This window comes from Vibrio algivorus, from assembly GCF_030161215.1.
GTDB lineage: Bacteria > Pseudomonadota > Gammaproteobacteria > Enterobacterales > Vibrionaceae > Vibrio > Vibrio algivorus.
Genome location: NZ_BSPV01000004.1, coordinates 344872 through 370145, shown reverse-complemented (window position 1 = coordinate 370145; position 25274 = coordinate 344872). Strand labels below are relative to the sequence as shown.

The window sequence follows — 25274 nt, the reverse complement described above, 5'->3', positions numbered from 1 at the left end:
AGGTTTTTTACATGCTGGAGACCTTAAAAAGTCACCAATATTGCATGTACGATTATCCATATGACATAAAAAAAGCCACCATTGGTGGCTTTAATGAATTGTAGGTTTACCTTTTACTCTGTCCGTTGCCCTAATTTTACTGAGCCATCGGTGTTGAACCATAAAGCTTCTGAACGTCGACGGCCAATTAAAATCGGACCGTCATCGAAGAATAAGAAGTTCTTCCAATGTTTTTTAAATATCGCCCATTTAGTTTCGATGATGTTGTACTTTTCATAACAGAAGTAGACCGTTACGTCATCTTGCCAATCGATATGATCTAGAATTGCTTGAGGCAGTTCGGGCTCATCGGCATCCCACGCTTCGGACCAATCGACTTCATCTAACCAATTGCTCGCTTTACTTGGCCAATCACCAGAGCTTAAACGATCGGCATCTGGGCTTTGCTTACTAATATTTTCAATCCATAATTGTGCAGCACGTTGCTGAGAAATGGGTTTGATATGCACCAACTCTTCTTCTGGCACAGGAAGAGATTGATGAGTGAAAATCCACTTTCTTTGGTATTGCTCCAAAGGTGTATACGACATAGTAACTCGCTTTGTTTAATTTCTTATTGGTCTTTCAACCAGCCATTTTTTACTGCTTCAGCGACGATTTGCTGTGTTTTTTGCCACAAAGTTTCTGAGCCATATTCAATTTTTGCATTGACGGTTAGCGCCTGGGTTTTAGTTACACCATGCTCTTTCCAGCTTTGCCCATTGTTATAGTAGTTCAGTAGCATTGGTATTAAACGGTCGAGCGCCTTGGCAAACTTCGCTTCAGGGCTTTGTGCTTGTTCAAATTCTTGCCAGATAGCCATCAACTCTGCACCTTGTTCATCGGGCAACATACCAAACAACCGCTGAGCAGCTTTAAACTCATTTTCTTCTTGCACTTGTGATGCAGCGGTGTCGTACACGAAAGTATCACCAGCATCAATTTCCACGATATCGTGTAACAGCAACATTTTAACAACTTTGGTAATGTCTACTGGCTCATTCGCATGTTCTTCCATTAACAATGCCATCATCGCAACATGCCAACTATGTTCAGCTGTATTTTCTAAACGCCCTTCTGCTGCTTTTACACGAGTACGGCGTAACACGGCTTTCAGCTTGTCGAGCTCCATTAGCAAAGTGAGTTGTTTATCAAGTCGTTCCACGTAATCCCCTTTAATCCAATGCTATGCTTCTGTTCGCCATGCTGAATTTATCAAAGACATTAATCGATGTGTTTCCCATTGGCCATTAATTAATAAATAGTCTTTTGCGATGCCTTCAAATTCAAAACCTAAATTATCGAGTAATTTCTCACTACGGCGATTCTCTGGCATATAGGCGGCCATGATTCGATGTAGGTTCTGATGTTTAAAAATCCACTGAATACAAACTTGTAGAGCTTGAGTCATAATACCTTTCCCTTGAGCTGTTGCTGCTAATGAGTAACCAAGGTTACAAGCATGGATCGGAAAACCAGAAACATTCGTGAAGCTAATGGTACCAAGAACTTTAGTCTCTTGCTTATCCACAATAATGAAGCTAAACACCGTATTCATTTGATGAAAGTCATTCAAACGCTTAATTCGGTTTTTCCACCCTTCAATTGTATAAAATTCAGAACCTCGCACAGGGTCCCAAGGCGCTAAATGTTGATGATTTTGGTTATAAAAATCCGCCATCATCTTTTCATCGCCAGAACCAATAAGACGCACGTTAGTGTTCTCAAGTTCAAAGCTATCGCCAATCAGCAATTCAAAGGTAGAGAAATCCATTTTCATTAAGATTTTCGAATTCCATAATCACGTAACTTATTCGCAATCGAGGTATGTGACACTTCTAGGCGTTTTGCTAACTTACGACTCGATGGGAAAGATTGGTACAAACGCTCTAAAATTTGCGCTTCATGTTTACGCATCATCTCATCGAGGGAACCATCAAGCGTAAAGCTCTCCGATTGCGTTTCAAATGCAGAACGACTTGCTTGCAGAGTTGGCAATTGGAAATGCTCAAATTTTAAGACATCATCATCAAGCTGGGTCATGGCACGCAATACTGAGTTTTCCAGCTGACGAATATTACCCGGCCAAGGATATAAGGTGAGCTGCTCGATCAGTTGTTCATCATAACTAGGCACTTTGAGTCCAAGCTGTTGAGCATATTTGGCAACAAACATATCCACCAACGGCAATACGTCACTACTACGTTCACGTAAAGACGGAATGCTTAAATTCAAAACATTTAAACGGTAGTACAAATCTTCACGAAATGATCCGGATTGTGTTAGTTGTGATAACGTTTGTTTCGTCGAAGCAATAACACGTACATCGACATGCATTTCATTTTCTTCCCCCACTCGACGGAATGAACCATCTTGTAAGAAGCGCAGTAGTTTGATCTGTAGGTGTGGGCTCATTTCACCAATTTCATCGAGAAAAACCGTACCGTTATCCGCTTGTTCAAAAATACCTTTATGACCAATATCGTTATTAAATGCCCCCGGAGCATTACCAAACAGTTCGGTTTCTGCAGCATCATCTGGCATAGAAGCACAACTTAAAACTAAGAATGGTTCATTGGAGCGATGAGAACGATTGTGGCAAGCACGAGCCAGCATTTCTTTACCGGTTCCTGTTTCACCTTCAATCAATAACGGTTGGTCTAGCATCGCCAACTTTTTAGCTTGAGACACTAAACGCTGATGATGGTTTGATACACCAACAAAATGCTCAAAGCCTAATGGGTTGTAATCCGGTACAGCAGTCAGTTTGGTTTCCGAATGCACGATAGGTTTTAGCATAATTACTGCACTAGCAAGAATCGCTTCACCAGAATCACTATGGATCATTACCGGCATGACATCCATTAAGTAATTTAACCCTTCAATGGTGATCTTATCCCGGTAACGTAGTAAGCCTTCATCAAATTTACCTTGTTTAGGCTTAACTTCACCGCTGGCTAACGCTTTAAACCAAGGTGCGGACTTTAGTTTTGGGATGTAGTGAAAGATGCTGTAGGTCTGGATTTCTTTAACGGTGACTTTAAACAACGCCAGTGCGCAGAAGTTCGCCATTTCAATATCCCCTTTCAGGTTTATCGAAATAACAGGATCAGGCAGTGTATCAAGAATCGCATTTAACTCGGTGCTTTCTCGTTCACTTGGCATAAATGGAATTTTACGAACATCGGTCACTCCTTCAATTTGACGAATTTGCGCCATCAAGCCACTAAAGGTTCCAAACTCAACATCGGGACAATTTAAGTAGATGATCCCAGGATCGCCAATGTGAATACCTCGAGTACTTAACTCAATACCACGTAAGTCGATATTTTTAGAAACTAGGATATCTAGCAGTTCACGAGTAAGGCCAAGGCGATCTTGGCAAAGGACTTCTAAACGCACGGTTCTATTCCTGAAAAGGTGTCACGAAAAGTTGACAGTAGTTTGTTGTATGAGAGGTGTTTCGTCAAGAAATTAGATGATTAGGGCGAGATTCTGTTATCTCAGCCCTAGGGCCTGTTTATTGATATACCCAAGTGATTTCAAGATGAAACCCTCGAAGTCACTTGGGTATACTGCTATTTCTGTTCGGTTTTTCCTATCACTCGCCCAACCACGAGCTTACGAATTTCACCCAATCGCACCGCTTTATCTTTACGCCACGGTAGTGGACGCAGTAAGGCCATCGCTTTAATACCTAAACGGCCAGTTAACAAGCCAACCCCTATTCCCTGCGCAGCACGAGTTGAGATCTTACCCGCGACGCTTAATGACATCATGTTAGTACCAACATCCACCGCAAGTTCACTTGCACCAGCCGCCGCCATGTTAATGAACACAAGTTTAAGCAGGCGAATACGGGACCAGTAGCCTAGTTCAACACCGTAGATTTTTCCTAACTCATCAATCATTTTAAAGTTACGCCAAGCGACCAATAGCATGTCAGCAATAGCTAATGGACTCAGTGCCACCAGTACCGCAGATTCCGTTGAATAACTGGCCACTACTTTTTTTGCTTGTTTATCTTGCAACGCAATCACCATGTCATCATATAACTCAATCACATCGGCATCGTTATGGTTATCATTCACCGTTTTAGCCCAACGGTCATAACCAGCATGTTCAAGCGTCACACCCGCTTGTGAAGCAAGATCTTCACAAAAGGGTTTGGCATTGCCGGTTTTATGAGAATGAATTAAGTCCATTGCCAATTCTTGGCTGCTCAGTTGTTTACGTAGTCTTCGTAATTTCCACAATTCTTTTACTGTCGCACCAATACCAAGTGAAGCTAACGCCGCAATAAAACCTGTCCAACCAAGAGTTAGCCAATCAGATTGTTGGTAGGCTTGCATAACATTATGTACGCTCTGCCAACCGACTAGACCAGTAAACGCCAGCACACCACCAGTCACTAACCCACGCTTTTTCGAGCGAGGACGAATGATATTAACCATTTCATCTTCGACTCTCGCCTCTTCACCCACATCTAGTTGAGCTTGCGACATAGGCACAAATTCAGTGGTGTCATCAAATTTCATTTTTGCGCCCATTTTCTGGTAGGCCCGCTGTTGGTTAGCCGATTGTTGGTAAGCAGGATCTAAATTCAGCGCATCCAATGTTTCTTGTTGGTAGTCTAATGTTGAACTGGAAGGCTCAGCCTTGTCTTGCTGTACTTCTGTCTCTTTATTGCTATTGAAGATAATTTTATTTTTATAATCGCTCATCGTAATTTATCTCCTAACAAAAACTGTAACACCTTATCTATCCGAATATGCGGTAATGCTTGGTCATGGGGTATTTTTAATGGCCTAAATTCATAGAACTCGAAGCCATTGCCCTGCCAGTAGTCTTTTTGTGGCAGTTTTGGCGGCACTTCACCGGGAAATAAGGTCAACGTTTCTTCTTCCAGTGTGGTGCCTTTAACTGCTTGGAAAGTCTTATCACCAGACGAGGCATAACCTGGCATAGTGGCTTGAATTGAAGCAAGGCTAACACATTCCATATCGATACCTTCATAAGACACATGCTGCCATGCTTCATGTACCAATTGTTGCAATAAAGACACGAGGTTCACATGCTGATCTGGAGTGACATGATCGGCTTTTGTCGCCGCAAACATCACTTTGTCTATTTTGGCAGAGAACAAACGTTTTAATATCGAATTGCGACCATATTTAAAACTCTGCATCAATTGGCTGATTGCTCCGCTCATGTCCATAAAAGAATCATAACCGGAGTTAAGTGGTTGCAAACAATCCACCAGCACAATTTGTCGATCAAATGAAGCAAAGTGCTCTTGATAAAAGTGCTTCACGATTTTCTTTTTGTATTCATTAAATCGAGATCGCAACATCGCATAAGCTGAATCTCGTTTAATTTCTTCTAGCGGTTTGCCATGTTCATCCGTTTTAAGTTCAACAGGGAAGAATTGCAGCACTGGCGCGCCAACCAGTTCACCCGGTAGAACAAAACGACCTGGTTGAACCCAATGCAAACCTGCATCCTTACAAGCGTGTAGGTAGTCGGTATAAGATCTGGCTAGTTCAGCAACACGGTTTTCATTGGCGGTTGCAAGACTATCGAAATGATTCAACTTCAATAACCATTCTTTCGCCAGTTTCGAACGTAATTCACTGCCCGCTTTTTCGCCTTTTAATAATTCAAGTTGGCTTTGTGACCACTGCTCAAAGCTCATATCCAATAACGGAAGATCGAGCAACCATTCACCAGGGTAATCAACAATATCAAGATACAGAGTTGAAGTATTTTTGAGTAAACGTCTCGCACCCTTTTTAGGTTTAAAACGAATGGCTAGACGAATTTCGCTTACATCACGAGTGGGTACTGGCCATTTCGGTGGTGTCGAATGTAGTTGTTCAATAGCCAGATCGTAGTCAAACCTTGGTACCATTAAGTTCGTTTGAGGTATGCGCTTTGCACCCAACAATTGTTTATTACGGCTAGGCTCAAACAACGGCAGGTTATCTTGGGTTGAGCTATTCAAAAGCTGATTAACCAATGAAGTGATAAATGCGGTTTTACCTGCACGAGAAAGACCTGTCACGGCGAGACGCAAGTGTCGGTCTAAACTACGCTTAACGAGATCATTCACTTCTTGTTTAATTTTCATTTACCACTCCACATACCAAAGCATGATTCATTTAATTGGTTAGATCATATCATATTTCGCTAAAATCAATATCTTCAGCCGTTTATACCCAAGTGACTTCATCTTTACCAAAAACAAAAGGCCCGTATTTCATCAATACGAGCCTTTATGAATTTTAACGATTCGGTTTAAATACCGTTAATCTTCTTCTATCAATTTGTAGATGATAAATAAAGATAACTCTAGCAATAAACCAAGTACCACTGTCATTACTGCAAACCAGTTATTGCTTGTGTCAAAAATGGCAATCCCATGTAGGATCATCTGAACACCAACGTAACCACCCACCACTACAGCAATTAAGATCTGCAAAATCTGTACAAAACGTGGCATAAAATCTCCTAAATATTCAGCCTGTTATATTGAAACTATAATCAATTTACCGCCATTAGTCAGGAAAATTTTGCTAATAGGTTGAAATAACTTTGTTCAAAAAACAACTCGAAGCGTAGCGTACTCGCACCACGCAACTCGTTACCTAGACGTTATTTTTCCATTTCAGCAATTTTTACTTTCCAAGTATCAGGGCCAATTTGGTGAGCATTCGCACCGGTTGAATCGACCGCGACAGTAACTGGCATATCTTCAACTTCAAACTCATAAATTGCTTCCATGCCAAGATCTTCAAACGCGACCACGCGTGCTTTCTTAATCGCTTTCGCCACCAAGTAGGCCGCGCCACCAACTGCCATTAAGTAAACAGATTGATGTTTCTTGATCGATTCAACGGTATCCGCTCCACGCTCTGCTTTACCGATCATCCCCATAATGCCAGTTTCTTCTAGCATCATATCGGTGAATTTATCCATACGTGTTGAGGTTGTCGGGCCTGCTGGACCAACTACTTCGTCACCCACTGCATCAACTGGACCTACGTAGTAGATGAATTTGTTTTTAAGGTCGACACCTTCTGGTAAACCTTCTCCGCTTTGTAGCATACCTTGAATGCGTTTATGCGCAGCATCACGGCCAGTTAGAATCTTACCAGATAGCAGCACAGTCTCACCTGTACGCCACTGAAGAACATCTTCTTTAGTAATCGTATCTAGATTTACTCGACGAGTATTTTCACCTGCTTCCCAAGTAATTTGAGGCCAATCCTCTAATTTTGGAGGCGTTAATACTGCTGGGCCTGAACCATCAAGTGTGAAATGCACGTGACGAGTTGCCGCACAGTTTGGGATTAAACAAACTGGCTTAGAAGCGGCATGCGTTGGCGCAGTTTTAATTTTCACATCCACAACAGTAGTTAAACCGCCAAGGCCTTGTGCGCCGATACCGAGTTTATTGACTCGGTTAAAGATGTCTAAACGTAATTCTTCTTCGGCATTTTGTGGACCCCGCTCAATCAATTCATGAATATCGATATGTTCCATCAAAGATTCTTTTGCCAATACTGCGGCTTTTTCAGCAGTACCGCCAATGCCTATACCCAGCATACCTGGTGGACACCAACCCGCCCCCATCGCCGGTAGCGTTTTCTCTACCCATTCTGCAATATCATCGGACGGGTTTAGCATTACCATTTTGGTTTTATTTTCAGAGCCGCCGCCTTTTGCCGCAATTTGGATCTCAACTTTATTACCCGGTACCATGTTGATGTGTACCACGCCTGGTGTGTTATCTTTAGTATTGATACGCTTTCCAGCAGGGTCAGAAAGCACCGAAGCTCGTAATGGATTATCAGGGTTGGTATATGCTTGACGAATGCCTTCATCGACCATTTGTTGAACCGTCATATCCGTTTCATCCCAACGAACATCCATACCAATATTGACAAAACAGGTCACAATGCCGGTATCTTGGCAAATTGGACGGTGCCCTTCAGCAGCCATACGTGAGTTAATTAAGATTTGAGCAATCGCATCTTTCGCTGCTTGGCTCTCTTCTTTGTAATACGCCTTTTCAAGCGCCTGAATAAAATCCATTGGGTGGTAGTACGAAATATATTGGAGAGCGTCAGCAACACTGCTGATCACATCTTGCTTACGAATGACGGTCATACATGCCTCTACACATTACATTTATTATAATTGGATAAAGACTGGCGATAGTGGATAGTTATATCAGTGACGGTGTCACCTTGATAACCAACTAATCCTTGTTTGGGCGGGATTTTAACTAAACCAATCAATTACCGATTCACATACATTGCTTAATCTGGAATTATGATACTCTCGCTCAGCATTCGATGCCACGTAACGATTGAATCTTTGTCACACTTTATAGAATGAAAAAGCAAAATAATTCCAATATGACCGAAAACAACTCAAGTACACACCAAGACCGTATAAAGATTAAACATATTCCTTATTCGGAGTCTTTAGCTAAGCATTATTTTGCAACCATCGAACACTTACCTTGGGTAATGCTTTTACGCTCAGCTGCAGATGGCCATCCTAATAATCGCTACGATATTTTAGTAGCCAACCCTATTGCTAAGTTGCTCACTCATGGCAGCATCACGAGTATTTATCAAAAGACGGATACTAGCGAGTGGCAAACACAACAATCTAAAGATGACCCATTCACACTACTTGCTCACTACCAACAACAATTACTGCCGGCACAACCAAGCATCGATGATGTTCCTTTCATTGGCGGTGCTTTAGGCTATTTTGGTTATGATCTAGGCCGTCGTATCGAACAAATACCCTCTTTAGCAGATCACGACATTCCAACCGCGGATATGGCTATTGGTCTATATGAGTGGGCATTTATCATTGATCATCACTTAAAACAGGCTTATTTCGTTGGACAGAATATCGATCAGCATCAAGCTTGGTTAGAATCGCAGCAAAACCTACCTAACAAGGCGTTTTCATTAACATCTGACTGGCAATCGAACATGACCAAATCGTCATATATTGAAAAATTCAACGCTATTCAGGAATACCTGCGCTCGGGAGATTGCTATCAAATAAACCTTGCACAGAGATTTAGTGCTCAATATCAAGGCTCCGAGTGGTTAGCTTACCAAGCATTAGAAGAATCTAATCACGCACCTTTTTCTGCTTTTATCCGCACTGATGAAACAACGTTAATCAGTATTTCACCTGAACGTTTCTTAGAATTGAATCAAAACCTAATTGAAACTAAGCCAATCAAAGGTACTCGCCCACGTTCAAAAGAGGTAGAACAAGACAACCAACTAGCCGAACAACTTAAGAATGCCGAGAAAGATCAAGCTGAAAACTTGATGATTGTCGATCTATTACGCAATGATATTGGTCGTGTCGCCAAACCCGGCTCGGTCACCGTACCAGAACTATTTGCGATTGAAAGCTTCCCAGCCGTACACCATTTGGTAAGTACTATCCGTGCTATACTCGATAAAGATCAATGCGGTAATGATTTACTCCGAGCATGTTTTCCTGGGGGCTCTATTACCGGTGCGCCAAAAATTCGCGCAATGGAGATCATTGAAGAATTAGAACCTCACCGTCGTAATGCTTATTGTGGAAGTATTGGTTATCTTAGCCGTTGTGGGCGCATGGATACCAATATCACCATTAGAACCTTAGTTGCCTATCAACAGCACCTTTATGCTTGGGCTGGCGGTGGTATTGTTGCCGATAGCGAAGCTGAGTCGGAATACCAAGAAACACTAGATAAAGTCAGCAGAATTTTGCCTACATTATCGAATCTATAAATACAGCCAAATAGATGAAAAGGAATGTTTATGAAAAAAGAAGAATTATTGCGTCAGTTTTCATTAAATATTCCTGTTAGATATCAGCCTGAGAGCTTATTACGTGTGGCTCACTTAGATCCTGAAAAGTTAAGAAAAGCGGCGGTTTTAATTCCTTGTGTCGATCGTCCTAATGGTCTATCCGTCATACTGACTAAACGTGCTTCCCATTTAAAAAACCATCCGGGGCAGATTAGTTTCCCCGGCGGTAAATTCGAATTTTTTGATCATTCGTTAGCCGATACCGCAATCAGAGAAGCACACGAAGAAATTGGTTTACATCCTAACCAAGTAAACATTTTTGGCCAATTACCTGAACTCACGACTATTAGTCGATTTAGTGTCACTCCTTTCATTGCCTTTGTTGAAGATGGCTATCAAAGTACAATTGATAAAAATGAAGTCGATTATATCTTTGAAGTACCGGCCAATTACTTATTTAATTCCGATAACCTTTACAGTAAAAAAATGCAAATTAAAGGCACGACACATCGTATCTTTGCCATCAATTACCAAACACATTTTATATGGGGAGTAACAGCACAAATCATCCAAGCTTTGCAATCCCAACTTTCTATCAAAGATCTACCAAGCTCTTCACAATCATCGACTGATAATCAAGTCACTTCGAATCCAACTATTCAACCGCAAGAGGTTCTACCTTTATCAGTTTAGTTGGCTATTCCCCTTATTTTTACAAGTGAATTAATTTTAGTATTTCCCTCTTGGCAGATAAGTCGTTTGACTTACCTTCTGCTCATCATTTAAACAAACCCCGATTTCACATAAGAATTTCGAATATTTCGGATAAGTTTATTTAATCTGAAGCGTGGTTTTTTCGTGACACAGCGCATGTTATGAAACATTTGCAATTTATTCGGCACATAAACTGATATTGATCCTATTTTTATCCCTCCAAATCAGCATAATCCACGCCAATTCTTCCTGTTCCCAACTTTTAAGAGAATTAAACATGAATACAAAAACCATTAATGCTGCAGTCGAAAATGCTCCAACTTCGACTAAATGGACTTACCAAGATTTTTCTTGGGTACTATCTTTATTTGGCACTGCTGTTGGTGCTGGTGTTTTATTTCTACCAATTAAAGCTGGTGCTGGTGGCTTTTGGCCATTGGTTATTCTAGCTTTAATTGCCATGCCAATGATTTGGCTTGCTCACAAAGGTTTAGCCCGTTTCGTTTTATCCGCTAAAAATCCAAATGCAGATATTACTGATACCGTAGAAGAGCATTTCGGTAAAACCGGCGCCACCATCATTACTTTTGCTTATTTCTTTGCAATCTACCCAATTGTACTTATTTATGGTGTAGGCATTACCAATACGGTTGACTCTTTCTTAGTAAACCAACTTGGTTTTGAATCTATTCCTCGTTGGTTGCTTTCAGGCGCTTTAATTAGTTTGATGACTTGTGGAGTTATCTTTGGTAAAGAGTTAATGCTAAAAGTGACATCATTGATGGTTTACCCTCTTGTATTTATCTTATTAGCACTATCTATTTTTCTTATTCCAGAATGGAATACTTCAATGGCTGAAGTCACGCCAAACTGGGCTGAAATGCCAAAAATCATTTGGTTAGCTATTCCAATTATCGTGTTCTCATTCAACCATAGCCCTATTATCAGCCAGTTTGCTAAAGAACAACGTCGTGTTTATGGTGAAAATGCGGTGAAAAAAACCGATATGATCACTGGTGGCGCGGCAACCATGTTAATGGCATTCGTGATGTTTTTTGTATTCTCAGTTGTGCTTTCTTTAACACCAGAGCAACTAGGTGAAGCGCAAGCACAAAACATCAGTGTATTGTCTTATTTAGCCAATATTCACTCTTCGCCAATGATTTCTTACCTAGGCCCTATCGTGGCATTTGCTGCTATTACTTCAAGCTACTTTGGTCACTTCCTTGGTGCACATGAAGGCTTAGTTGGTTTAGTGAAATCTCGTTCAAAAGCCTCTGAAACAAGGGCTAACAAAATTTCACTACTCTTCATTGTATTAACCACATGGGTCATTTCGATCATCAACCCAAGCATCTTAGGTATGATTGAATCTATGGGCGCACCAATGATTGCAGCAATCCTCTTTATTATGCCGATTTATGCAATGCGTAAAGTGCCAGCAATGGCTAAGTTCAAAACCTCAACTTTCGCACAAATCTTTACAGCTATTTGTGGTGTTGCAGCGATTACTTCTGTAATCTACGGCTCCTTTTGAGCTATGGTGCTAGAGATATAGCAAACTAGGCTATAATTTAGCTAATCAATACAAAGTTTCAAAAATAAAATAACAACGCTACTCTACATAAACAGCAATAGAAAACTTAAAGCCTCTTAATCCTAAGGGGCTTATCAGAGGTAATAACATGATCAGTGTTTTTGATATCTACAAAATTGGTGTTGGTCCATCCAGTTCTCACACGGTTGGTCCTATGAAAGCCGGTAAACAGTTTATCGATGATCTTACAGAGCAAGGTAAACTTCGTGATATTACAAAAATTACTGTCGATGTTTACGGTTCATTATCACTGACAGGGAAAGGTCACCATACTGATATCGCCATCATTATGGGTCTGGCAGGTAACACGCCAGAACACGTAGATATTGACTCCATCCCGAGCTTCATCGCTCGTGTTGAACAAACAGAACGCTTACCGGTTGACATGGACAGCCACACTGTTGATTTTCCAAAAGACGGTGGCATGAACTTCAAAAAGACCAATCTTTCATTACATGAAAATGGCATGACTTTGCACGCTTGGATTGGCGATGAAGTGGTTTACACTAAGACTTACTACTCTATCGGTGGTGGTTTTATTGTTGATGAAGAAAACTTTGGTAAGAAAATTGAATCGACCTACCAAGTGCCTTACGAGTTTAACTCTGCAACTGAGCTAGTGACTCTGTGTAAAGAACATGGTTTGTCGATCAGCACATTAGTGATGAAAAACGAAAGTGCTCAATACTCTCAAGAAGAAGTGTGTACCTATTTCGCTAACATTTGGAAAACCATGCGTGAATGTATGGAGAAAGGCATGAGTACTGAAGGTATTTTGCCTGGTCCATTGCGCGTTCCTCGTCGAGCTTCAGCATTGCGCCAGCAGTTAATGACATCATCTAACACCTCCACCGATCCTATGGCTGTGATCGATTGGGTAAATATGTATGCCTTTGCAGTCAATGAAGAAAATGCTGCGGGTGGTCGGGTAGTCACTGCGCCAACCAATGGTGCATGCGGCATTATTCCAGCGGTACTCGCCTACTACGATAAATTCATTCAACCAGTCACCGAAAAAGACTATATTCGCTACTTCGCTGCTTCTGGCGCAATTGGTGGTTTGTATAAACAAAATGCTTCTATTTCTGGTGCTGAAGTAGGTTGTCAAGGTGAAGTTGGTGTAGCATGTTCAATGGCAGCAGCTGGCCTTGCTGAGTTACTAGGTGGTAGCCCAGAGCAAGTGTGTATGGCGGCGGAAATTGGCATGGAACATAACCTAGGTTTAACTTGTGACCCTGTCGCAGGACAAGTACAAGTACCTTGCATCGAGCGTAATGGCATTGCTGCGGTGAAAGCCATCAACTCGACTCGTATGGCGCTACGTCGTTCTTCTGAGCCTCGTGTATCTTTAGATAAAGTTATCGAAACCATGCTAGAAACCGGTAAAGATATGAATGCTAAGTATCGTGAAACCTCACAAGGTGGCTTAGCGGTTAAAGTCATTTGTTGATTTGAGTTGCTAGTCCCTAGTTTCTAGGAAAAATACGGCGCGTGAAGTATATTCTTTACGCGCCTTATTCATTTTTGGGCTGCCGATTATCCCCATAGGAGCTAGGAACTTTACTCCGCTGCCGCAACAAATGCTATTTCAACCAATAATTCTGGATTAGCTAATTCTGCTTTTACGCATGCTCGACTTGGTGCACCGCCTTCAGGTAGCCATGTTTCCCACTCTTCGTTAAAAGTATCAAAGTTTGCAAAATCGGTTAAATAAATGGTGCAGGATAAGATTTTCGATTTATCACTATTCACACTTGCCAGCATTTCTTCTGCTTGTGCAAATATTTGCTGGGCTTGCCCACGAATATCCGCTTTGGTATCACTTTCAGCGACTTCGACAAAATGGGCAATGCCATTATAAACCGTCACATCAGACCAACGTGCGCAGGGGTTCACTCTTTTAATTGTCATTACTCTTATTCTCATCTTGTTGAACTTCGACTGCAACTTCTTTCGCTTTAGCCTCATCCACTTGTTTCATTAATTCGTCTAGGTTTAAAGAAAATGCATAACTAACAGGCTGTTCAACCGTAAAGGTACAATCGTGCTGTTTTCCTTTTAAATGCATTACCACAGGAGCTTTACTAGCAGCTTTTAATTGTTCAGGGGAGATATTTAAAGCAAAATTTTCATATACTACAGAATCTGATTTATTTTCTGGCTTATAAATCTCTAATGGATAATCCTCACCATTGTCATCAAATGCTTTCTCAATACCATAAGCACCTTGAGAAGATTTTAAGCGAACATAAAGTTGCGTCTGCTGATTACCACTGGCATAGACTGAAGTACGGTATCGATATCCTAAGCCATCCCATTCCGATTCACATTTAGCCCAGTAGGAATCGGTTTGTAAGTCCATACTACGAGTAATAGGATCTTGCTTAAACGTCATATGATCATTGACATCTTGAGCCGATTTCACCGAAGTGCGATTTCCGCCAATTGTAGAACAACCTGCTAAAAAACTTGTTGCTAAAATGCTGGTACATAACAGTCGAAAGTTCACCAATCCCCCTTAATTATTCTCATCTAATCACATCATTGTAGCGCGACTAAAACCGATATAGCTTATTTTTTTACGCATAATTTTGGCTATTATCACCTCAATTTAGAACTAAAGCGCTAAAAATAGAAATAATTGCACAATAAAGGTTGATGCCAAACCTGTGTTGAGTAATATGTCGAATACTTGTAATAATTTTCTATCGCGCTTAATTGATAGCCTATTACACCTAAATTATTAGTTTGCACTGCCCTTTTTTGCAGTGTTTTAATGGAGAAAAAAATGACTTACGCGCCTGTAACAGACGTACTAAGCGGTAAATTAGCCGTAGACAGTGAAATCACTGTTCGTGGTTGGATCCGTACACGTCGTGATTCCAAAGCTGGAATCTCTTTCCTTGCCATTTATGACGGCTCTTGTTTCGACCCGATTCAGGCCGTGGTCCCTAATGAGTTAAATAATTACAACGATGAAGTCCTAAAACTAACAACGGGCTGTTCTGTTGAAGTGACTGGTAAAATCGTTGAATCTCCAGCTAAAGGTCAAGATTTTGAACTAGCAGCAACCGCAGTAAAAGTGGTTGGTTGGGTTGAAGATGCTGACACTTACCCAATGGCTAAAACTCGCCATTCAATTGAATACTTGCGTGAAGTAGCACACCTTCGCCCACGTACCAACGTAATTGGCGCAGTGGCTCGTGTACGTAACTGCTTATCTCAAGCTATCCACCGTTTCTACCATGAGCAAGGCTTCTTTTGGACTTCAGCTCCACTCATCACGGCTTCTGATGCAGAAGGTGCAGGCGAAATGTTCCGTGTCTCTACACTAGATATGGAAAACCTACCTCGTACAGACAAAGGTGATGTCGATTTCAACGAAGATTTCTTCGGTAAAGAAACATTCCTAACGGTTTCTGGCCAATTAAATGCCGAAGCTTATGCATGTGCTTTAAGCAAAGTTTATACATTTGGTCCAACTTTCCGTGCTGAAAACTCAAACACTAGTCGCCACTTAGCGGAGTTCTGGATGGTTGAGCCTGAAGTCGCTTTTGCTGATTTAGATGATGTAGCAAAACTTGCTGAAGATATGCTGAAATACGTATTCAAAGCAGTACTTGCTGAGCGTCGTGATGACCTTGAGTTCTTTGCTTCACGTATCGATAAGGAAGCCATCACTCGCCTTGAAAAATTTGTTGAGTCTGACTTTGCACAAGTGGATTACACTGATGCAATTCAAATCTTGCTAGATTCTGGTCGTGAGTTCGAATTCCCTGTTGAGTGGGGTATCGACATGTCTTCTGAGCATGAGCGTTTCCTTGCTGAAGAACACTTCAACGCACCAGTCATCGTTAAGAACTATCCGAAAGACATCAAAGCTTTCTACATGCGTTTAAACGACGATGGTAAAACCGTTGCAGCAATGGATGTACTTGCACCTGGTATTGGTGAAATCATTGGTGGTGCACAACGTGAAGAACGTTTAGATGTACTTGATCAACGTATGATTGCAATGAATATCGACCCTGAGCACATGTCTTGGTATCGCGATCTACGTCGCTACGGTACTGTACCACACGCTGGTTTCGGTCTTGGTTTTGAGCGTCTTGTTTCTTACGTAACCGGTATGGGCAATGTTCGTGACGTGATCCCATTCCCACGTACTCCGCGTAGCGCAAACTTCTAATCATTAGAATTCAACCTAATAAATCAAAGCCTGCTCACTTAAAAATGAGCAGGCTTTTTTATTCCCTATTGTTGTATACCCAAAGTAATTGAAGTTGCAGTGAGGCGACAAGTGAATAAGGCCCTATGAGCATAGCTCGCCTATGTGATTGGGGTGAATGAACGCTGACAACAAAGCTGCAACTTCAAGTACGACGGGTATATTCAATCTTGGTCATCAATCCCCATAGATACCTCCAAATAATGAAAACAATTCAAATAACCCCTCTTCTTTATCTGGTTAATATTTCTTACAAATGACTATATTGTCAGTATTAGGAAGCTATGATGTACTAGGCCTTCCTAAGTAATAAGAGGTAAATAAAAAATATATGGACGACCCCTTTAGTCGACTGTACACACACCAAGCTTCCACAGTCTTGGGAGCAACAATATGTTAGAACTATTCTTACAACCCGAAACTTGGGCGATTTTCGCCACATTATTCGCACTTGAGATCATCTTAGGCGTAGATAACATCGTCTTTATTTCGGTTCTATGTGAACGACTGCCAGTACAACAACGTAAACTTGCTAGAAATCTAGGTATAAGCTTGGCGGTATTAGCTCGTATTACTTTAGTCTTTTCAATTTCTTGGGTAATGTCTTTAACGCAACCATTATTTGAAATACAAGACTTTAGTTTAACCGGTCGCGATCTTATTATGATTGCAGGTGGTGGCTTTTTATTAACTAAAAGTACAAAAGAGCTGTGGGCGTGGCTAATACATTCAGAACAATCCCACTCAACTCATATTCGAACAGGTATGGCGATAGTTTTATTGCAAATCGTTGCCGTTGATGCTGTATTCTCGATGGATTCAGTTATTACCGCTATCGGTTTAACAAGTGAAATCCCAATCATGGTGGCGGCTATTTTGACATCAGCGTTTGTGATGATACTTATTGCAGAAAAAATTAATAATCTCGTTATCCAGTATCCTGGATTTAAAACATTAGCACTATTATTCTTGATCTTGCTTGGTGGACTTTTAATAGCCGAAGGGTTCGCTATTCATATCAACAAAGGCTATGTGTACTTTGCGATGCTATTTGGTTTAATTCTTGAACTGTGCCATATACAACTTAAGAAAAAACAACATCGTGAAACACTAATGAAGACGCACAGCGCAAAAATAAAAATTCTTTCCACCTCTCAATAATATTAATTCATAGGCTACAGGTCATCACAAATATAAACTGATGTCCTTAGCCTTTTTATTTAATCACCGTGTTTCGACCAGCAAACAACCCTATTGTGCCTGCGATAATACATATGATCAGGATCATCCAAATCACTTCGTTCCAACCATTATTTATTCCGTATAAATACCCAGCCAACATCGGTCCAATCGCGGCTAATAAATACCCTAAAAATTGAGCCATTCCCGATAATGTAGTGGCTTGTAAAGGGCTACTCGTCCTGAAACTGATAAAAGACAGTCCCAATATGAACCAAGCTCCCGACGATAAGCCAAGTAAAAACGACCACATATAAGCAAACTGTGGCAGTATCAATAACCCCACTGACGCCACACCCGCAATAAAACAAATACCAAAAGCCGGCATACGCTGATCAGCAAGCTTTGCTACTAGAGGGATAATAAAAATCCCCGGAAGTGCTGTTCCAATTTGAAACACTCCATGTATCACCCCTGCTTCCGCAGAGCTATATCCCGCTTGAACTAATAAGCTTGGCAACCAAGCCACCATGGTATAAGTAAAATATGAACCACATCCTAAGTAGAAAGAAACTTGCCACGCCAGAGACTTAGACCATAAATTAATTGATGTAGAAGCTTTATCATTTACCGCATTAGGCTTTTGATTATTGGACAATTGCGGTAACCAAATAATCATGGCAATAAATGTAAGTATGCTCAACGCCGCCAGTGACCATTGCCATCCTAGTTGATGAAAATTGGCTAATGGTATCGAAAACGCCGATGCCAGTGCCGAGGCAATCCCCATAGCCAGCACATAACTAGACGTCATCAATGCAACTTTCATTGGGAAATCTCGTTTTACCACTATAGGAAGTAATACATTACCAATACTCACTCCTATACCAATTAGTCCGGTTCCAATAAACAAATTACTAACACTACCAAGCGAGCGGAGAATCAAACCTATCGCAATGAAGACCAGAGCAAAAAAGATTGTATATTCGACACCAAAACGTTTGGCTAAATAAGCAGATGGTGGTGCAAATAATGCAAATGCAATAAGCGGTAATGTTGTCAGCAACCCTGCTTGAGTGGCTGATAATTGAAAAGAGCCTGATACGAGCTCAATCATTGGAGCAATTCCGGTGACTGGAGCTCGTAAATTAGCCGCAATTAACAGCACCCCCACCACTAGCAACATCATACGATTTTTCGTTGTCATTATTCTGTTTGTTTCAATTGATGATGTCGTCATTTAGTCCTCTTTAATCCCTAATAACCATAAAATTACAAAGTATAAATACATTGCCTTTTTGCTTATATTCTATACTATTAAAATCCATTTCCCGTTTTGTCATGTCATCTAGAATGCCTAGTTAGCTGGCTCAGCGCCAACGATTTAGGCTACCATGACAAAATTACGTTTAAGCTATCAGACCATAGAATTTGGTAAAACTGATATACACTTGTGCACCCTACGCAATAATCAAGAATTTTATGACCCTGACGGCACAGCTGAAAAACTCGGAATCTCATCGGCTTCTTGGCCAATATTTGGTGTTTTGTGGCCTTCTAGCCTAGTACTTGCGCACTATATGTTTGATTGTGAAACGGGTAAAAAACGTATTCTAGAAATTGGTTGTGGTATTGGCTTATCGAGCCTAGTTCTTAATGCACAATCGGCTAATATTACCGCCACCGACTACCACCCTGAAGTGCAAACTTTCCTTGACCGTAATACTGAATTAAATGGTGACCGTTTGATTGATTTTGAACGTACCGACTGGGCCGATAGCAATGATAATCTAGGTTTATTCGATATGATCATTGGTAGTGATCTACTTTATGAAGATAATCATATCAACCTACTGGCAACGTTTATTAATGCTCATGCAAACTCACAATGTGAAGTCATTTTAGTTGATCCTGGCCGTGGCAGAAAAAATAAGCTCAGCACAAAAATGATCGAGTTTGGCTTTAATTACACTAATGAAAAACCAGCTCATACTGATTATATTGACGGTGAATTTAAAGGTCACATTTTAAAATTCATTCGTTAATTATTTTCATTAGTGATTTGATAATAACGTTTTGCGTTTTGGCTCAATTTTCCCCAAAGTGATGCTTTTACCCTTTGTTGATGAAACTCAAAAGCAGCTTGGTCTGTAAACTCTTCATAGACATTAAATCGACATAGGTTATTAGGGCTTTGCTCTACATTAAAAACCAAACAACCCTCTTCTTGCCAAGTTAACAGACGATGGTTCTCAAGTTCATTAATTATTAGTGCAAGGTCTTTCTCTGGAACAATAATGTATCCCTGTAAAACAACTTTGGGCATCGTAATATTCCAATATTATGGGTAAACCTTCTTAAAACGCTCACAAACTAGCATCATATTTTCATCAAATGTAATACCTTCTTGCTGACACTCTTGCTCAAAAAATGCTTTATGAGCTTTACGCCAATGCTCAAGTGACTTATCTCCCTCGCCTTCATCAAAAGCAAATTGCTCGGTCATTTGATTAAACGGGATTTCAAATACCTCTAATGTTTCGATAATGCATTGTGGCTCTCCATCCCAATTTAAAACTACTTGTAAGTGCCCGACTTCTGGTAGTGGTTCATTGGCTTGTTCATACCAATATTTCAAGCTACAGGTTGCCGTTTTATCGCCTTGAATAACAAGTTGGGCGCAAGTATTAGCATCTTGCTCGGTAGCACAAAAGAAGTCTGCATTAAATGAAGTATAGCGTCGACGTAAGCTTTCATTTAATGAGAAAAGATAGTGATTAAGATAAGATTTTGCACGTGGTGTCATTTTCCATTGTTCCATATTCATCCTTGAATATTGGAAGCTTAAACTAGAAAGTCTCTAACTGTCATGACGTTATGATGAATGAGGTTAAAAAGTGTTACCAACCACTGAAAAACAGTTAATTTTTATTCTTTTGGCGATATACCCTAGTGACTTCAAGATGCAGAATTCAGAGCTATCATCCAACCCTTTAGACAAGGAAAATTGGCGAAGGAATGTAATCACCTTTCAAACCAATCTGACGAGGCATAAAGGTTTGGATGAAGCTCCCGAAGGGCAAGTTAAAACAAGCTTTAGGCGGCGTTAAATTGAACTGAGATAGAGTAACTATGATCATGTCCAATTTGCCTTGCCTAAAGCTTGTTTTATTCTTGCTGAAACTTGTATTTTGAAGTTACTTGGGTATAAATTCTATAGATAAAAGATAACAGTAAACAACAAACAGCGGGAATGACTAATGCTGATACATTAATACGCTGGAATGCCAAATAACCTAAAACACCACCACTTAAAAAACCACAGATAATCACACTAAACATAACGAATTTTCGTTTATTAACCTCCTGACCTTTTATTTTGCTACCCAACATCAACCCAAGGTCGGTAAAGATGCCTGTTAAATGTGTAGTACGAATGACCGCGCCGCTGTAAGTGGTTACCAGTGCGTTTTGTAAGCCACAAGCCATTGAGGCTAAGCATAATCCCCAGCTGATATGTTCGTAGAGTAAAAAGGTTGATAGAAGCAGTAATATCCCTTCCAACAATAAAACTAGATCATAATGTCGCCCTAACTTTAAAGACTCCCCAGAAATTAAAATCCCCGATATGGTTGAGCCAACAACAAAACTGCCAACTAAAGCGATTAAAAACACAGAGACAATCGGACGTTCCATCAGGCTCACACCAATTTGCGTAACACTACCTGATAAGTGAGAAATGGCTTGATGCTCAAAACCTAGCAAGCCAATCGCATTCACAAACCCCGCGATTAAAGCTAATGTAAACGCGCCATATTCGACCCACTTCGGTAACTTGGTAAACATAATCACTCTCCCAATTAATGACTGACAAGTGTACCCCTGTTTATTTCTGATTGAATGATATGAATCAAACATGTCACCAAGTACGATTTACGGTTGTAACCTATAGCGTATAACGGTATAAATAATCGAATTATTTACTCATTTACATGGACGGAATTATGTTTGAAAAAGTACCTGCTGCACCTGCCGACCCGATTCTTGGTTTAACTGAAGAATTTAAGAGTGATTCTCGAGCAACCAAAATCAACTTAGGTGTAGGTATCTACAAGAATGAAGAAGGTCAAACGCCAGTATTAGCCACGGTAAAAAAAGCGGAAGCCGCATTACTTGAGTCAGAGAAGACTAAGTCTTACTTAACTATTGAAGGTACTGCCGAATATGGCGCTGCAGTACAAAAACTTCTTTTTGGTGCTGATTCAAAAATTGTAACGGGCAAGCTAGCAAAAACAGCTCAAGCCCCAGGTGGTACAGGCGCACTTCGTGTAGCGGGCGAATTTATCAAACGTGAATTAAATGCAGGAAAAATTTGGATCAGCAATCCAACTTGGGCGAACCACGTAGGTGTGTTTACTGCTGCAGGTGTAGAAACCGCACAATACAACTACTACAACGCCGAAACTCACGATAAAGATTTTGATGCAATGCTCGCCAGCTTAGCTGATGCTCAAGCTGGTGACGTGGTATTGCTACACGGTTGCTGTCATAACCCAACGGGTATTGATCCTACCGCTTCCGAGTGGGATCAACTAGCCAAGCTGTGTGCCGATAAAGGACTACTTCCACTATTTGACTTCGCATACCAAGGCTTTGCTAAAGGTGTTGAAGACGACGCTGCTGGTTTACGTACTTTCGCTCAATACTGCGATGAAATTTTAGTTGCAAGTTCATTCTCTAAAAACTTCGGTTTATACAATGAACGTGTCGGGGCTTTCACACTTGTCGCGGCAACCACAGAAACTGCGACAACTGCATTTTCACAAGTTAAAAAGATCATTCGTTCTATCTACTCAAACCCACCCGCTCATGGCGCGGCAGTCGTTACCCACATATTAAACGATGAAGCGTTACGTACTGAATGGGAATCGGAAGTAGCAGAAATGCGTGACCGAATTCAAGAGATGCGTACCCTTTTTGTTCAGACGTTAAAAGATGAAGGCGTAACACAAGATTTCAGCTTTATCGAAGCTCAAAATGGTATGTTTTCTTTCTCTGGTTTAAGCAAAGAACAAGTGAATCGCCTGAAAGACGAATTTGCTATTTACATTGTAGGTTCGGGCCGTATTAGCGTAGCGGGTATGACAAAATCGAACATGGGTCCACTATGTAAAGGTATTGCGGCGGTTCTATAAGCCCACCATCAATGCTCATTTTCAAAGGTCAGCGTTTGCTGGCCTTTTTTATTCATCCTCAACCTTAATATTAATCTTCATCCTGAAATTTTTTAAAGCTTAAGCCTGTCTCTTAGTTTATCCCTATCGATATACTACCGTCGAAACATACCAGTACCATATGGAAATAAGTATGCTAAAAAAACTATTATTACTCACAAGTGCAATTATTTTAATTGGCTTATTCTTCACTTTCGATTTACAGCATATTTTGACCTTAGATGGGTTAAAGGCTCGCATGGATGACTTTAGCAATTGGCAACAGAGTTCCCCTGTTTTGGTTGCTGCGAGCTTTTTTATCGGTTATATCCTTATTACTGCATTATCACTACCTGGTGCAGCTATTTTGACTCTCGCTGCAGGTGGCTTATTTGGCTTAACCACGGGATTATTTCTTGTCTCATTTGCTTCAACGATTGGCGCAACATTAGCATTTCTTGTGTCCCGTTATTTACTACGCGACACCATTGAAAAGAAGTTTTCATCTCGTTTAAAACCAATTAATGAAGGCATTGAAAGGGATGGTGCTTTTTATCTTTTTACTCTACGCCTTGTTCCTATTTTCCCCTTTTTCCTAATCAATTTATTGATGGGCTTAACCAAAATAAAAACCCTCACTTTTTACCTTGTCAGCCAAATAGGCATGCTCGCTGGTACTGTAGTTTATGTGAATGCAGGAACCCAACTAGCTCAAATAGATAGTTTAAAAGGCATCCTATCTTTCGATCTTATTATTTCATTTGCCCTACTCGGTATTTTCCCATTGATTGCTAAATCGATTATTGCCGCTATTCAGAAAAAACGTGTTTATGCAAAATGGAATAAACCTCAAAAATTTGATCGAAACATGATTGTAATTGGTGGTGGTGCAGCGGGGTTGGTTAGTAGTTACATTGCAGCCACGGTACGAGCAAAAGTCACGTTAATAGAAACCAATAAAATGGGAGGTGACTGTTTAAATTACGGTTGTGTACCTAGCAAAGCACTCATTAAAAGTGCAAAAGTTGCCGAACAATTCAGACATGCTGAACATTACGGTTTAGATAATCACACTCCTACTTTTTCCTTTAGTAAGGTTATGCAGCGTGTTCATGATGTCATTGCCCAAGTTGAGCCACATGACAGTATTGAGCGTTATACAAGCTTGGGTGTTGAAGTTAAACAAGGTTACGCCAACATCATCGATCCATGGACGGTAGAAATAACTCTGCAAGATGGCTCAATAGAAAAACTCACCACTCGAAACATTGTAATTGCCACTGGTGCTCGGCCATTTGTACCACCATTACCAGGATTAGAAGATGTAGGTTATGTCACTAGTGACACCTTATGGAAGACCTTTATTGAGCTTGAAACACCACCAAAGAGACTAGTGGTGTTAGGTGGTGGCCCTATTGGTTGTGAATTATCACAAAGTTTTGCTCGCCTAGGATCTAACGTTATTCAAATTGAAATGGCTGATAGGATCATGTTGCGCGAAGATCTAGAAGTATCTGAACTAGCTCATCAAGAGTTAACCCAAAGTGGTGTGCAAATTCTTACCGGCCACAAAGCGTTAAGATGTGAGAAACGCGATAACCAAAAACTCATCATACTTGAACATCAAGGAGCAGAAATTGAAATCGAATTTGATCAGCTACTTTGCGCAGTAGGTCGCTCTGCTCGCCTTGAAGGATATGGTTTAGAAGAGCTTGGCATTGAAACAAACCGTACTGTACAAACTAACGATTACTTAGAGACTTTATACCCTAATATTTTTGCTGCTGGTGATATTGTTGGTCCTTATCAATTTACTCATGTTGCCGCTCATCAGGCTTGGTATGCTGCAGTTAATGCCCTATTTGGTAACCTCAAAAAATTCAAAGTAGATTACCGTGTTATCCCATGGACAACATTTATTGATCCTGAAGTTGCTCGTGTTGGACTAAATGAAACCGAAGCTCAGCAACAAGGCATCGATTACGAAGTCACTCGCTTTGAATTTGAAGAATTAGACCGAGCTATAACAGAAAGTAACACCAAAGGTTTTATTAAAGTCATTACCCCTAAAGGTAAAGATACCATTTTAGGCGTCACTATTGTCGGTCAACAAGCAGGAGATTTAATCGCTGAATTTGTTTTGGCAATGAAGCACGGACTAGGATTGAATAAAATACTCGGCACTATTCATGCTTATCCGACTTGGGCAGAAGGTAATAAATACGCAGCAGGTGAATGGAAAAAAGCACATGCTCCAGAAACCATTTTAAACTGGTTAGAAAAATATCACACATGGCGTAGAGGTTGATTAAGTTTGGGTCTATTGTTCTTACTTGGTTAAATTTTACTCGTGATAAAATCATTTTAGATGTTATCTTTTTACAGTATAAAAGACCGATAGACCCTAAAGTCACTCATTTACAACTATCTTTATGAATTACAAAGATTACCGCTTTAGTTCT

General features: G+C 40.6%; 23 protein-coding genes and 1 pseudogene. 9 read left to right on the top strand and 15 right to left on the bottom strand.

Features of this window, described 5'->3' with window-relative positions; genetic code table 11:
• Window positions 1-113 precede the first annotated feature (113 nt).
• The 8 genes from QQJ93_RS07430 to QQJ93_RS07395 form a co-directional block, all read right to left on the bottom strand.
• Window positions 114-590: a DUF2947 domain-containing protein gene (locus tag QQJ93_RS07430; RefSeq protein WP_089122879.1), complete on the bottom strand. Its 477-nt coding sequence runs from the start codon at window positions 588-590 to the stop codon at window positions 114-116.
• A gap of 23 nt (window positions 591-613) precedes the next feature.
• The gene (locus tag QQJ93_RS07425; protein WP_089122878.1) at window positions 614-1204 is read right to left on the bottom strand and encodes an HD domain-containing protein; all 591 of its coding nucleotides are present in this window, start codon (window positions 1202-1204) and stop codon (window positions 614-616) included.
• Between the two features lie 21 nt (window positions 1205-1225).
• On the bottom strand, window positions 1226-1819 hold the full coding sequence (rimJ, locus tag QQJ93_RS07420) for a ribosomal protein S5-alanine N-acetyltransferase (RefSeq protein WP_284186063.1): 594 nt from the start codon (window positions 1817-1819) through the stop codon (window positions 1226-1228).
• Complete coding sequence (tyrR, locus tag QQJ93_RS07415; protein ID WP_089122877.1) at window positions 1819-3441, bottom strand: transcriptional regulator TyrR; 1623 nt, start codon at window positions 3439-3441, stop codon at window positions 1819-1821. The genes rimJ and tyrR overlap by 1 nt, the downstream gene beginning before the upstream one ends.
• A gap of 176 nt (window positions 3442-3617) precedes the next feature.
• On the bottom strand, window positions 3618-4763 hold the full coding sequence (locus tag QQJ93_RS07410) for a YcjF family protein (protein WP_089122876.1): 1146 nt from the start codon (window positions 4761-4763) through the stop codon (window positions 3618-3620).
• Window positions 4760-6169, bottom strand: coding sequence for a YcjX family GTP-binding protein (locus tag QQJ93_RS07405; RefSeq protein WP_089122875.1), 1410 nt, complete (start codon window positions 6167-6169; stop codon window positions 4760-4762). Before QQJ93_RS07405 ends, QQJ93_RS07410 begins: the two co-directional genes overlap by 4 nt.
• 177 nt (window positions 6170-6346) lie before the next feature.
• Window positions 6347-6541 carry a hypothetical protein gene (locus QQJ93_RS07400; RefSeq protein ID WP_089122874.1) on the bottom strand — a complete coding sequence of 65 codons (195 nt, stop codon included), beginning with the start codon at window positions 6539-6541 and terminating at the stop codon, window positions 6347-6349.
• Window positions 6542-6693: 152 nt separating this feature from the next.
• Window positions 6694-8211 (bottom strand): fumarate hydratase, encoded by a 1518-nt coding sequence (locus QQJ93_RS07395; RefSeq protein ID WP_089122873.1) that lies wholly within the window; start codon window positions 8209-8211, stop codon window positions 6694-6696.
• 251 nt (window positions 8212-8462) lie between these two features.
• Here QQJ93_RS07395 and pabB point away from each other — a divergent pair, with 251 nt between their 5' ends.
• The 4 genes and pseudogenes from pabB to QQJ93_RS07375 all read left to right on the top strand — a co-directional run bounded on the left by pabB (window position 8463) and on the right by QQJ93_RS07375 (window position 13642).
• A complete protein-coding gene (pabB, locus tag QQJ93_RS07390; protein ID WP_431313589.1) occupies window positions 8463-9860 on the top strand; it encodes an aminodeoxychorismate synthase component 1 in 1398 nt (465 codons plus the stop codon).
• 24 nt (window positions 9861-9884) lie between these two features.
• Window positions 9885-10469: pseudogene (locus tag QQJ93_RS07385) on the top strand (CoA pyrophosphatase); the annotation flags it as partial.
• 403 nt (window positions 10470-10872) lie between these two features.
• On the top strand, window positions 10873-12132 hold the full coding sequence (locus tag QQJ93_RS07380; protein ID WP_089122870.1) for an aromatic amino acid transport family protein: 1260 nt from the start codon (window positions 10873-10875) through the stop codon (window positions 12130-12132).
• A 148-nt stretch (window positions 12133-12280) separates the two neighbouring features.
• Window positions 12281-13642 (top strand): L-serine ammonia-lyase, encoded by a 1362-nt coding sequence (locus QQJ93_RS07375; RefSeq protein WP_089122869.1) that lies wholly within the window; start codon window positions 12281-12283, stop codon window positions 13640-13642.
• 110 nt (window positions 13643-13752) lie between these two features.
• On the opposite strand, the gene QQJ93_RS07370 is transcribed toward QQJ93_RS07375, so the two are convergent.
• Together QQJ93_RS07370 and QQJ93_RS07365 are read right to left on the bottom strand one after the other, a co-directional pair.
• Entirely contained in the window at window positions 13753-14103 is a 351-nt protein-coding gene (locus QQJ93_RS07370; protein WP_089122868.1) for a RidA family protein, read from the bottom strand.
• Window positions 14093-14701: a hypothetical protein gene (locus tag QQJ93_RS07365; protein ID WP_089122867.1), complete on the bottom strand. Its 609-nt coding sequence runs from the start codon at window positions 14699-14701 to the stop codon at window positions 14093-14095. Before QQJ93_RS07365 ends, QQJ93_RS07370 begins: the two co-directional genes overlap by 11 nt.
• A gap of 279 nt (window positions 14702-14980) precedes the next feature.
• On the opposite strand from QQJ93_RS07365, the gene asnS reads away from it, so the two are divergent.
• Both asnS and QQJ93_RS07355 read left to right on the top strand, forming a co-directional pair.
• Complete coding sequence (gene asnS, locus QQJ93_RS07360; RefSeq protein ID WP_089122866.1) at window positions 14981-16381, top strand: asparagine--tRNA ligase; 1401 nt, start codon at window positions 14981-14983, stop codon at window positions 16379-16381.
• A gap of 432 nt (window positions 16382-16813) precedes the next feature.
• Window positions 16814-17581 (top strand): TerC family protein, encoded by a 768-nt coding sequence (locus tag QQJ93_RS07355; RefSeq protein ID WP_089122865.1) that lies wholly within the window; start codon window positions 16814-16816, stop codon window positions 17579-17581.
• Window positions 17582-17636: 55 nt separating this feature from the next.
• On the opposite strand, the gene QQJ93_RS07350 is transcribed toward QQJ93_RS07355, so the two are convergent.
• Window positions 17637-18839, bottom strand: a complete 1203-nt coding sequence (locus QQJ93_RS07350) for an MFS transporter (RefSeq protein ID WP_089122864.1) — start codon at window positions 18837-18839, stop codon at window positions 17637-17639.
• Window positions 18840-18993: 154 nt separating this feature from the next.
• Here QQJ93_RS07350 and QQJ93_RS07345 point away from each other — a divergent pair, with 154 nt between their 5' ends.
• A complete protein-coding gene (locus tag QQJ93_RS07345; RefSeq protein ID WP_089122863.1) occupies window positions 18994-19644 on the top strand; it encodes a class I SAM-dependent methyltransferase in 651 nt (216 codons plus the stop codon).
• Here QQJ93_RS07345 and QQJ93_RS07340 read toward each other — a convergent pair.
• From QQJ93_RS07340 to QQJ93_RS07325, 4 genes are all read right to left on the bottom strand, one after another.
• On the bottom strand, window positions 19641-19925 hold the full coding sequence (locus QQJ93_RS07340; protein WP_089122862.1) for a putative quinol monooxygenase: 285 nt from the start codon (window positions 19923-19925) through the stop codon (window positions 19641-19643). The genes QQJ93_RS07345 and QQJ93_RS07340 overlap by 4 nt on opposite strands.
• A 15-nt stretch (window positions 19926-19940) precedes the next feature.
• The gene (locus QQJ93_RS07335; RefSeq protein WP_089123582.1) at window positions 19941-20405 is read right to left on the bottom strand and encodes an ASCH domain-containing protein; all 465 of its coding nucleotides are present in this window, start codon (window positions 20403-20405) and stop codon (window positions 19941-19943) included.
• A 187-nt stretch (window positions 20406-20592) separates the two neighbouring features.
• Window positions 20593-20739: a hypothetical protein gene (locus QQJ93_RS07330; RefSeq protein WP_284186062.1), complete on the bottom strand. Its 147-nt coding sequence runs from the start codon at window positions 20737-20739 to the stop codon at window positions 20593-20595.
• A 28-nt stretch (window positions 20740-20767) separates the two neighbouring features.
• Complete coding sequence (locus tag QQJ93_RS07325; RefSeq protein ID WP_089122861.1) at window positions 20768-21445, bottom strand: YoaK family protein; 678 nt, start codon at window positions 21443-21445, stop codon at window positions 20768-20770.
• Between the two features lie 158 nt (window positions 21446-21603).
• On the opposite strand from QQJ93_RS07325, the gene QQJ93_RS07320 reads away from it, so the two are divergent.
• Both QQJ93_RS07320 and QQJ93_RS07315 read left to right on the top strand, forming a co-directional pair.
• Entirely contained in the window at window positions 21604-22794 is a 1191-nt protein-coding gene (locus QQJ93_RS07320) for an amino acid aminotransferase (RefSeq protein WP_089122860.1), read from the top strand.
• Window positions 22795-22966: 172 nt separating this feature from the next.
• A complete protein-coding gene (locus QQJ93_RS07315) occupies window positions 22967-25120 on the top strand; it encodes a dihydrolipoyl dehydrogenase family protein (protein ID WP_089122859.1) in 2154 nt (717 codons plus the stop codon).
• The last annotated feature ends 154 nt before the right edge of the window (window positions 25121-25274 follow it).

Bases quoted from the DNA above. Each gene is read 5' to 3' on its own strand.
- QQJ93_RS07325 (WP_089122861.1), bottom strand. From the start codon at position 21,445: ATGTTTACCAAGTTACCGAAGTGGGTCGAATATGGCGCGTTTACATTA.
- QQJ93_RS07380 (WP_089122870.1), top strand. From the start codon at position 10,873: ATGAATACAAAAACCATTAATGCTGCAGTCGAAAATGCTCCAACTTCG.
- QQJ93_RS07430 (WP_089122879.1), bottom strand. From the start codon at position 590: ATGTCGTATACACCTTTGGAGCAATACCAAAGAAAGTGGATTTTCACT.
- QQJ93_RS07350 (WP_089122864.1), bottom strand. From the start codon at position 18,839: ATGACGACATCATCAATTGAAACAAACAGAATAATGACAACGAAAAAT.
- QQJ93_RS07355 (WP_089122865.1), top strand. From the start codon at position 16,814: ATGTTAGAACTATTCTTACAACCCGAAACTTGGGCGATTTTCGCCACA.
- QQJ93_RS07395 (WP_089122873.1), bottom strand. From the start codon at position 8,211: ATGACCGTCATTCGTAAGCAAGATGTGATCAGCAGTGTTGCTGACGCT.
- QQJ93_RS07405 (WP_089122875.1), bottom strand. From the start codon at position 6,169: ATGAAAATTAAACAAGAAGTGAATGATCTCGTTAAGCGTAGTTTAGAC.
- QQJ93_RS07335 (WP_089123582.1), bottom strand. From the start codon at position 20,405: ATGACACCACGTGCAAAATCTTATCTTAATCACTATCTTTTCTCATTA.
- QQJ93_RS07410 (WP_089122876.1), bottom strand. From the start codon at position 4,763: ATGAGCGATTATAAAAATAAAATTATCTTCAATAGCAATAAAGAGACA.
- QQJ93_RS07345 (WP_089122863.1), top strand. From the start codon at position 18,994: ATGACAAAATTACGTTTAAGCTATCAGACCATAGAATTTGGTAAAACT.
- pabB (WP_431313589.1), top strand. From the start codon at position 8,463: ATGACCGAAAACAACTCAAGTACACACCAAGACCGTATAAAGATTAAA.
- rimJ (WP_284186063.1), bottom strand. From the start codon at position 1,819: ATGAAAATGGATTTCTCTACCTTTGAATTGCTGATTGGCGATAGCTTT.
- QQJ93_RS07315 (WP_089122859.1), top strand. From the start codon at position 22,967: ATGCTAAAAAAACTATTATTACTCACAAGTGCAATTATTTTAATTGGC.
- asnS (WP_089122866.1), top strand. From the start codon at position 14,981: ATGACTTACGCGCCTGTAACAGACGTACTAAGCGGTAAATTAGCCGTA.
- QQJ93_RS07400 (WP_089122874.1), bottom strand. From the start codon at position 6,541: ATGCCACGTTTTGTACAGATTTTGCAGATCTTAATTGCTGTAGTGGTG.
- QQJ93_RS07375 (WP_089122869.1), top strand. From the start codon at position 12,281: ATGATCAGTGTTTTTGATATCTACAAAATTGGTGTTGGTCCATCCAGT.
- QQJ93_RS07340 (WP_089122862.1), bottom strand. From the start codon at position 19,925: ATGCCCAAAGTTGTTTTACAGGGATACATTATTGTTCCAGAGAAAGAC.
- QQJ93_RS07320 (WP_089122860.1), top strand. From the start codon at position 21,604: ATGTTTGAAAAAGTACCTGCTGCACCTGCCGACCCGATTCTTGGTTTA.
- QQJ93_RS07370 (WP_089122868.1), bottom strand. From the start codon at position 14,103: ATGACAATTAAAAGAGTGAACCCCTGCGCACGTTGGTCTGATGTGACG.
- QQJ93_RS07330 (WP_284186062.1), bottom strand. From the start codon at position 20,739: ATGATCATAGTTACTCTATCTCAGTTCAATTTAACGCCGCCTAAAGCT.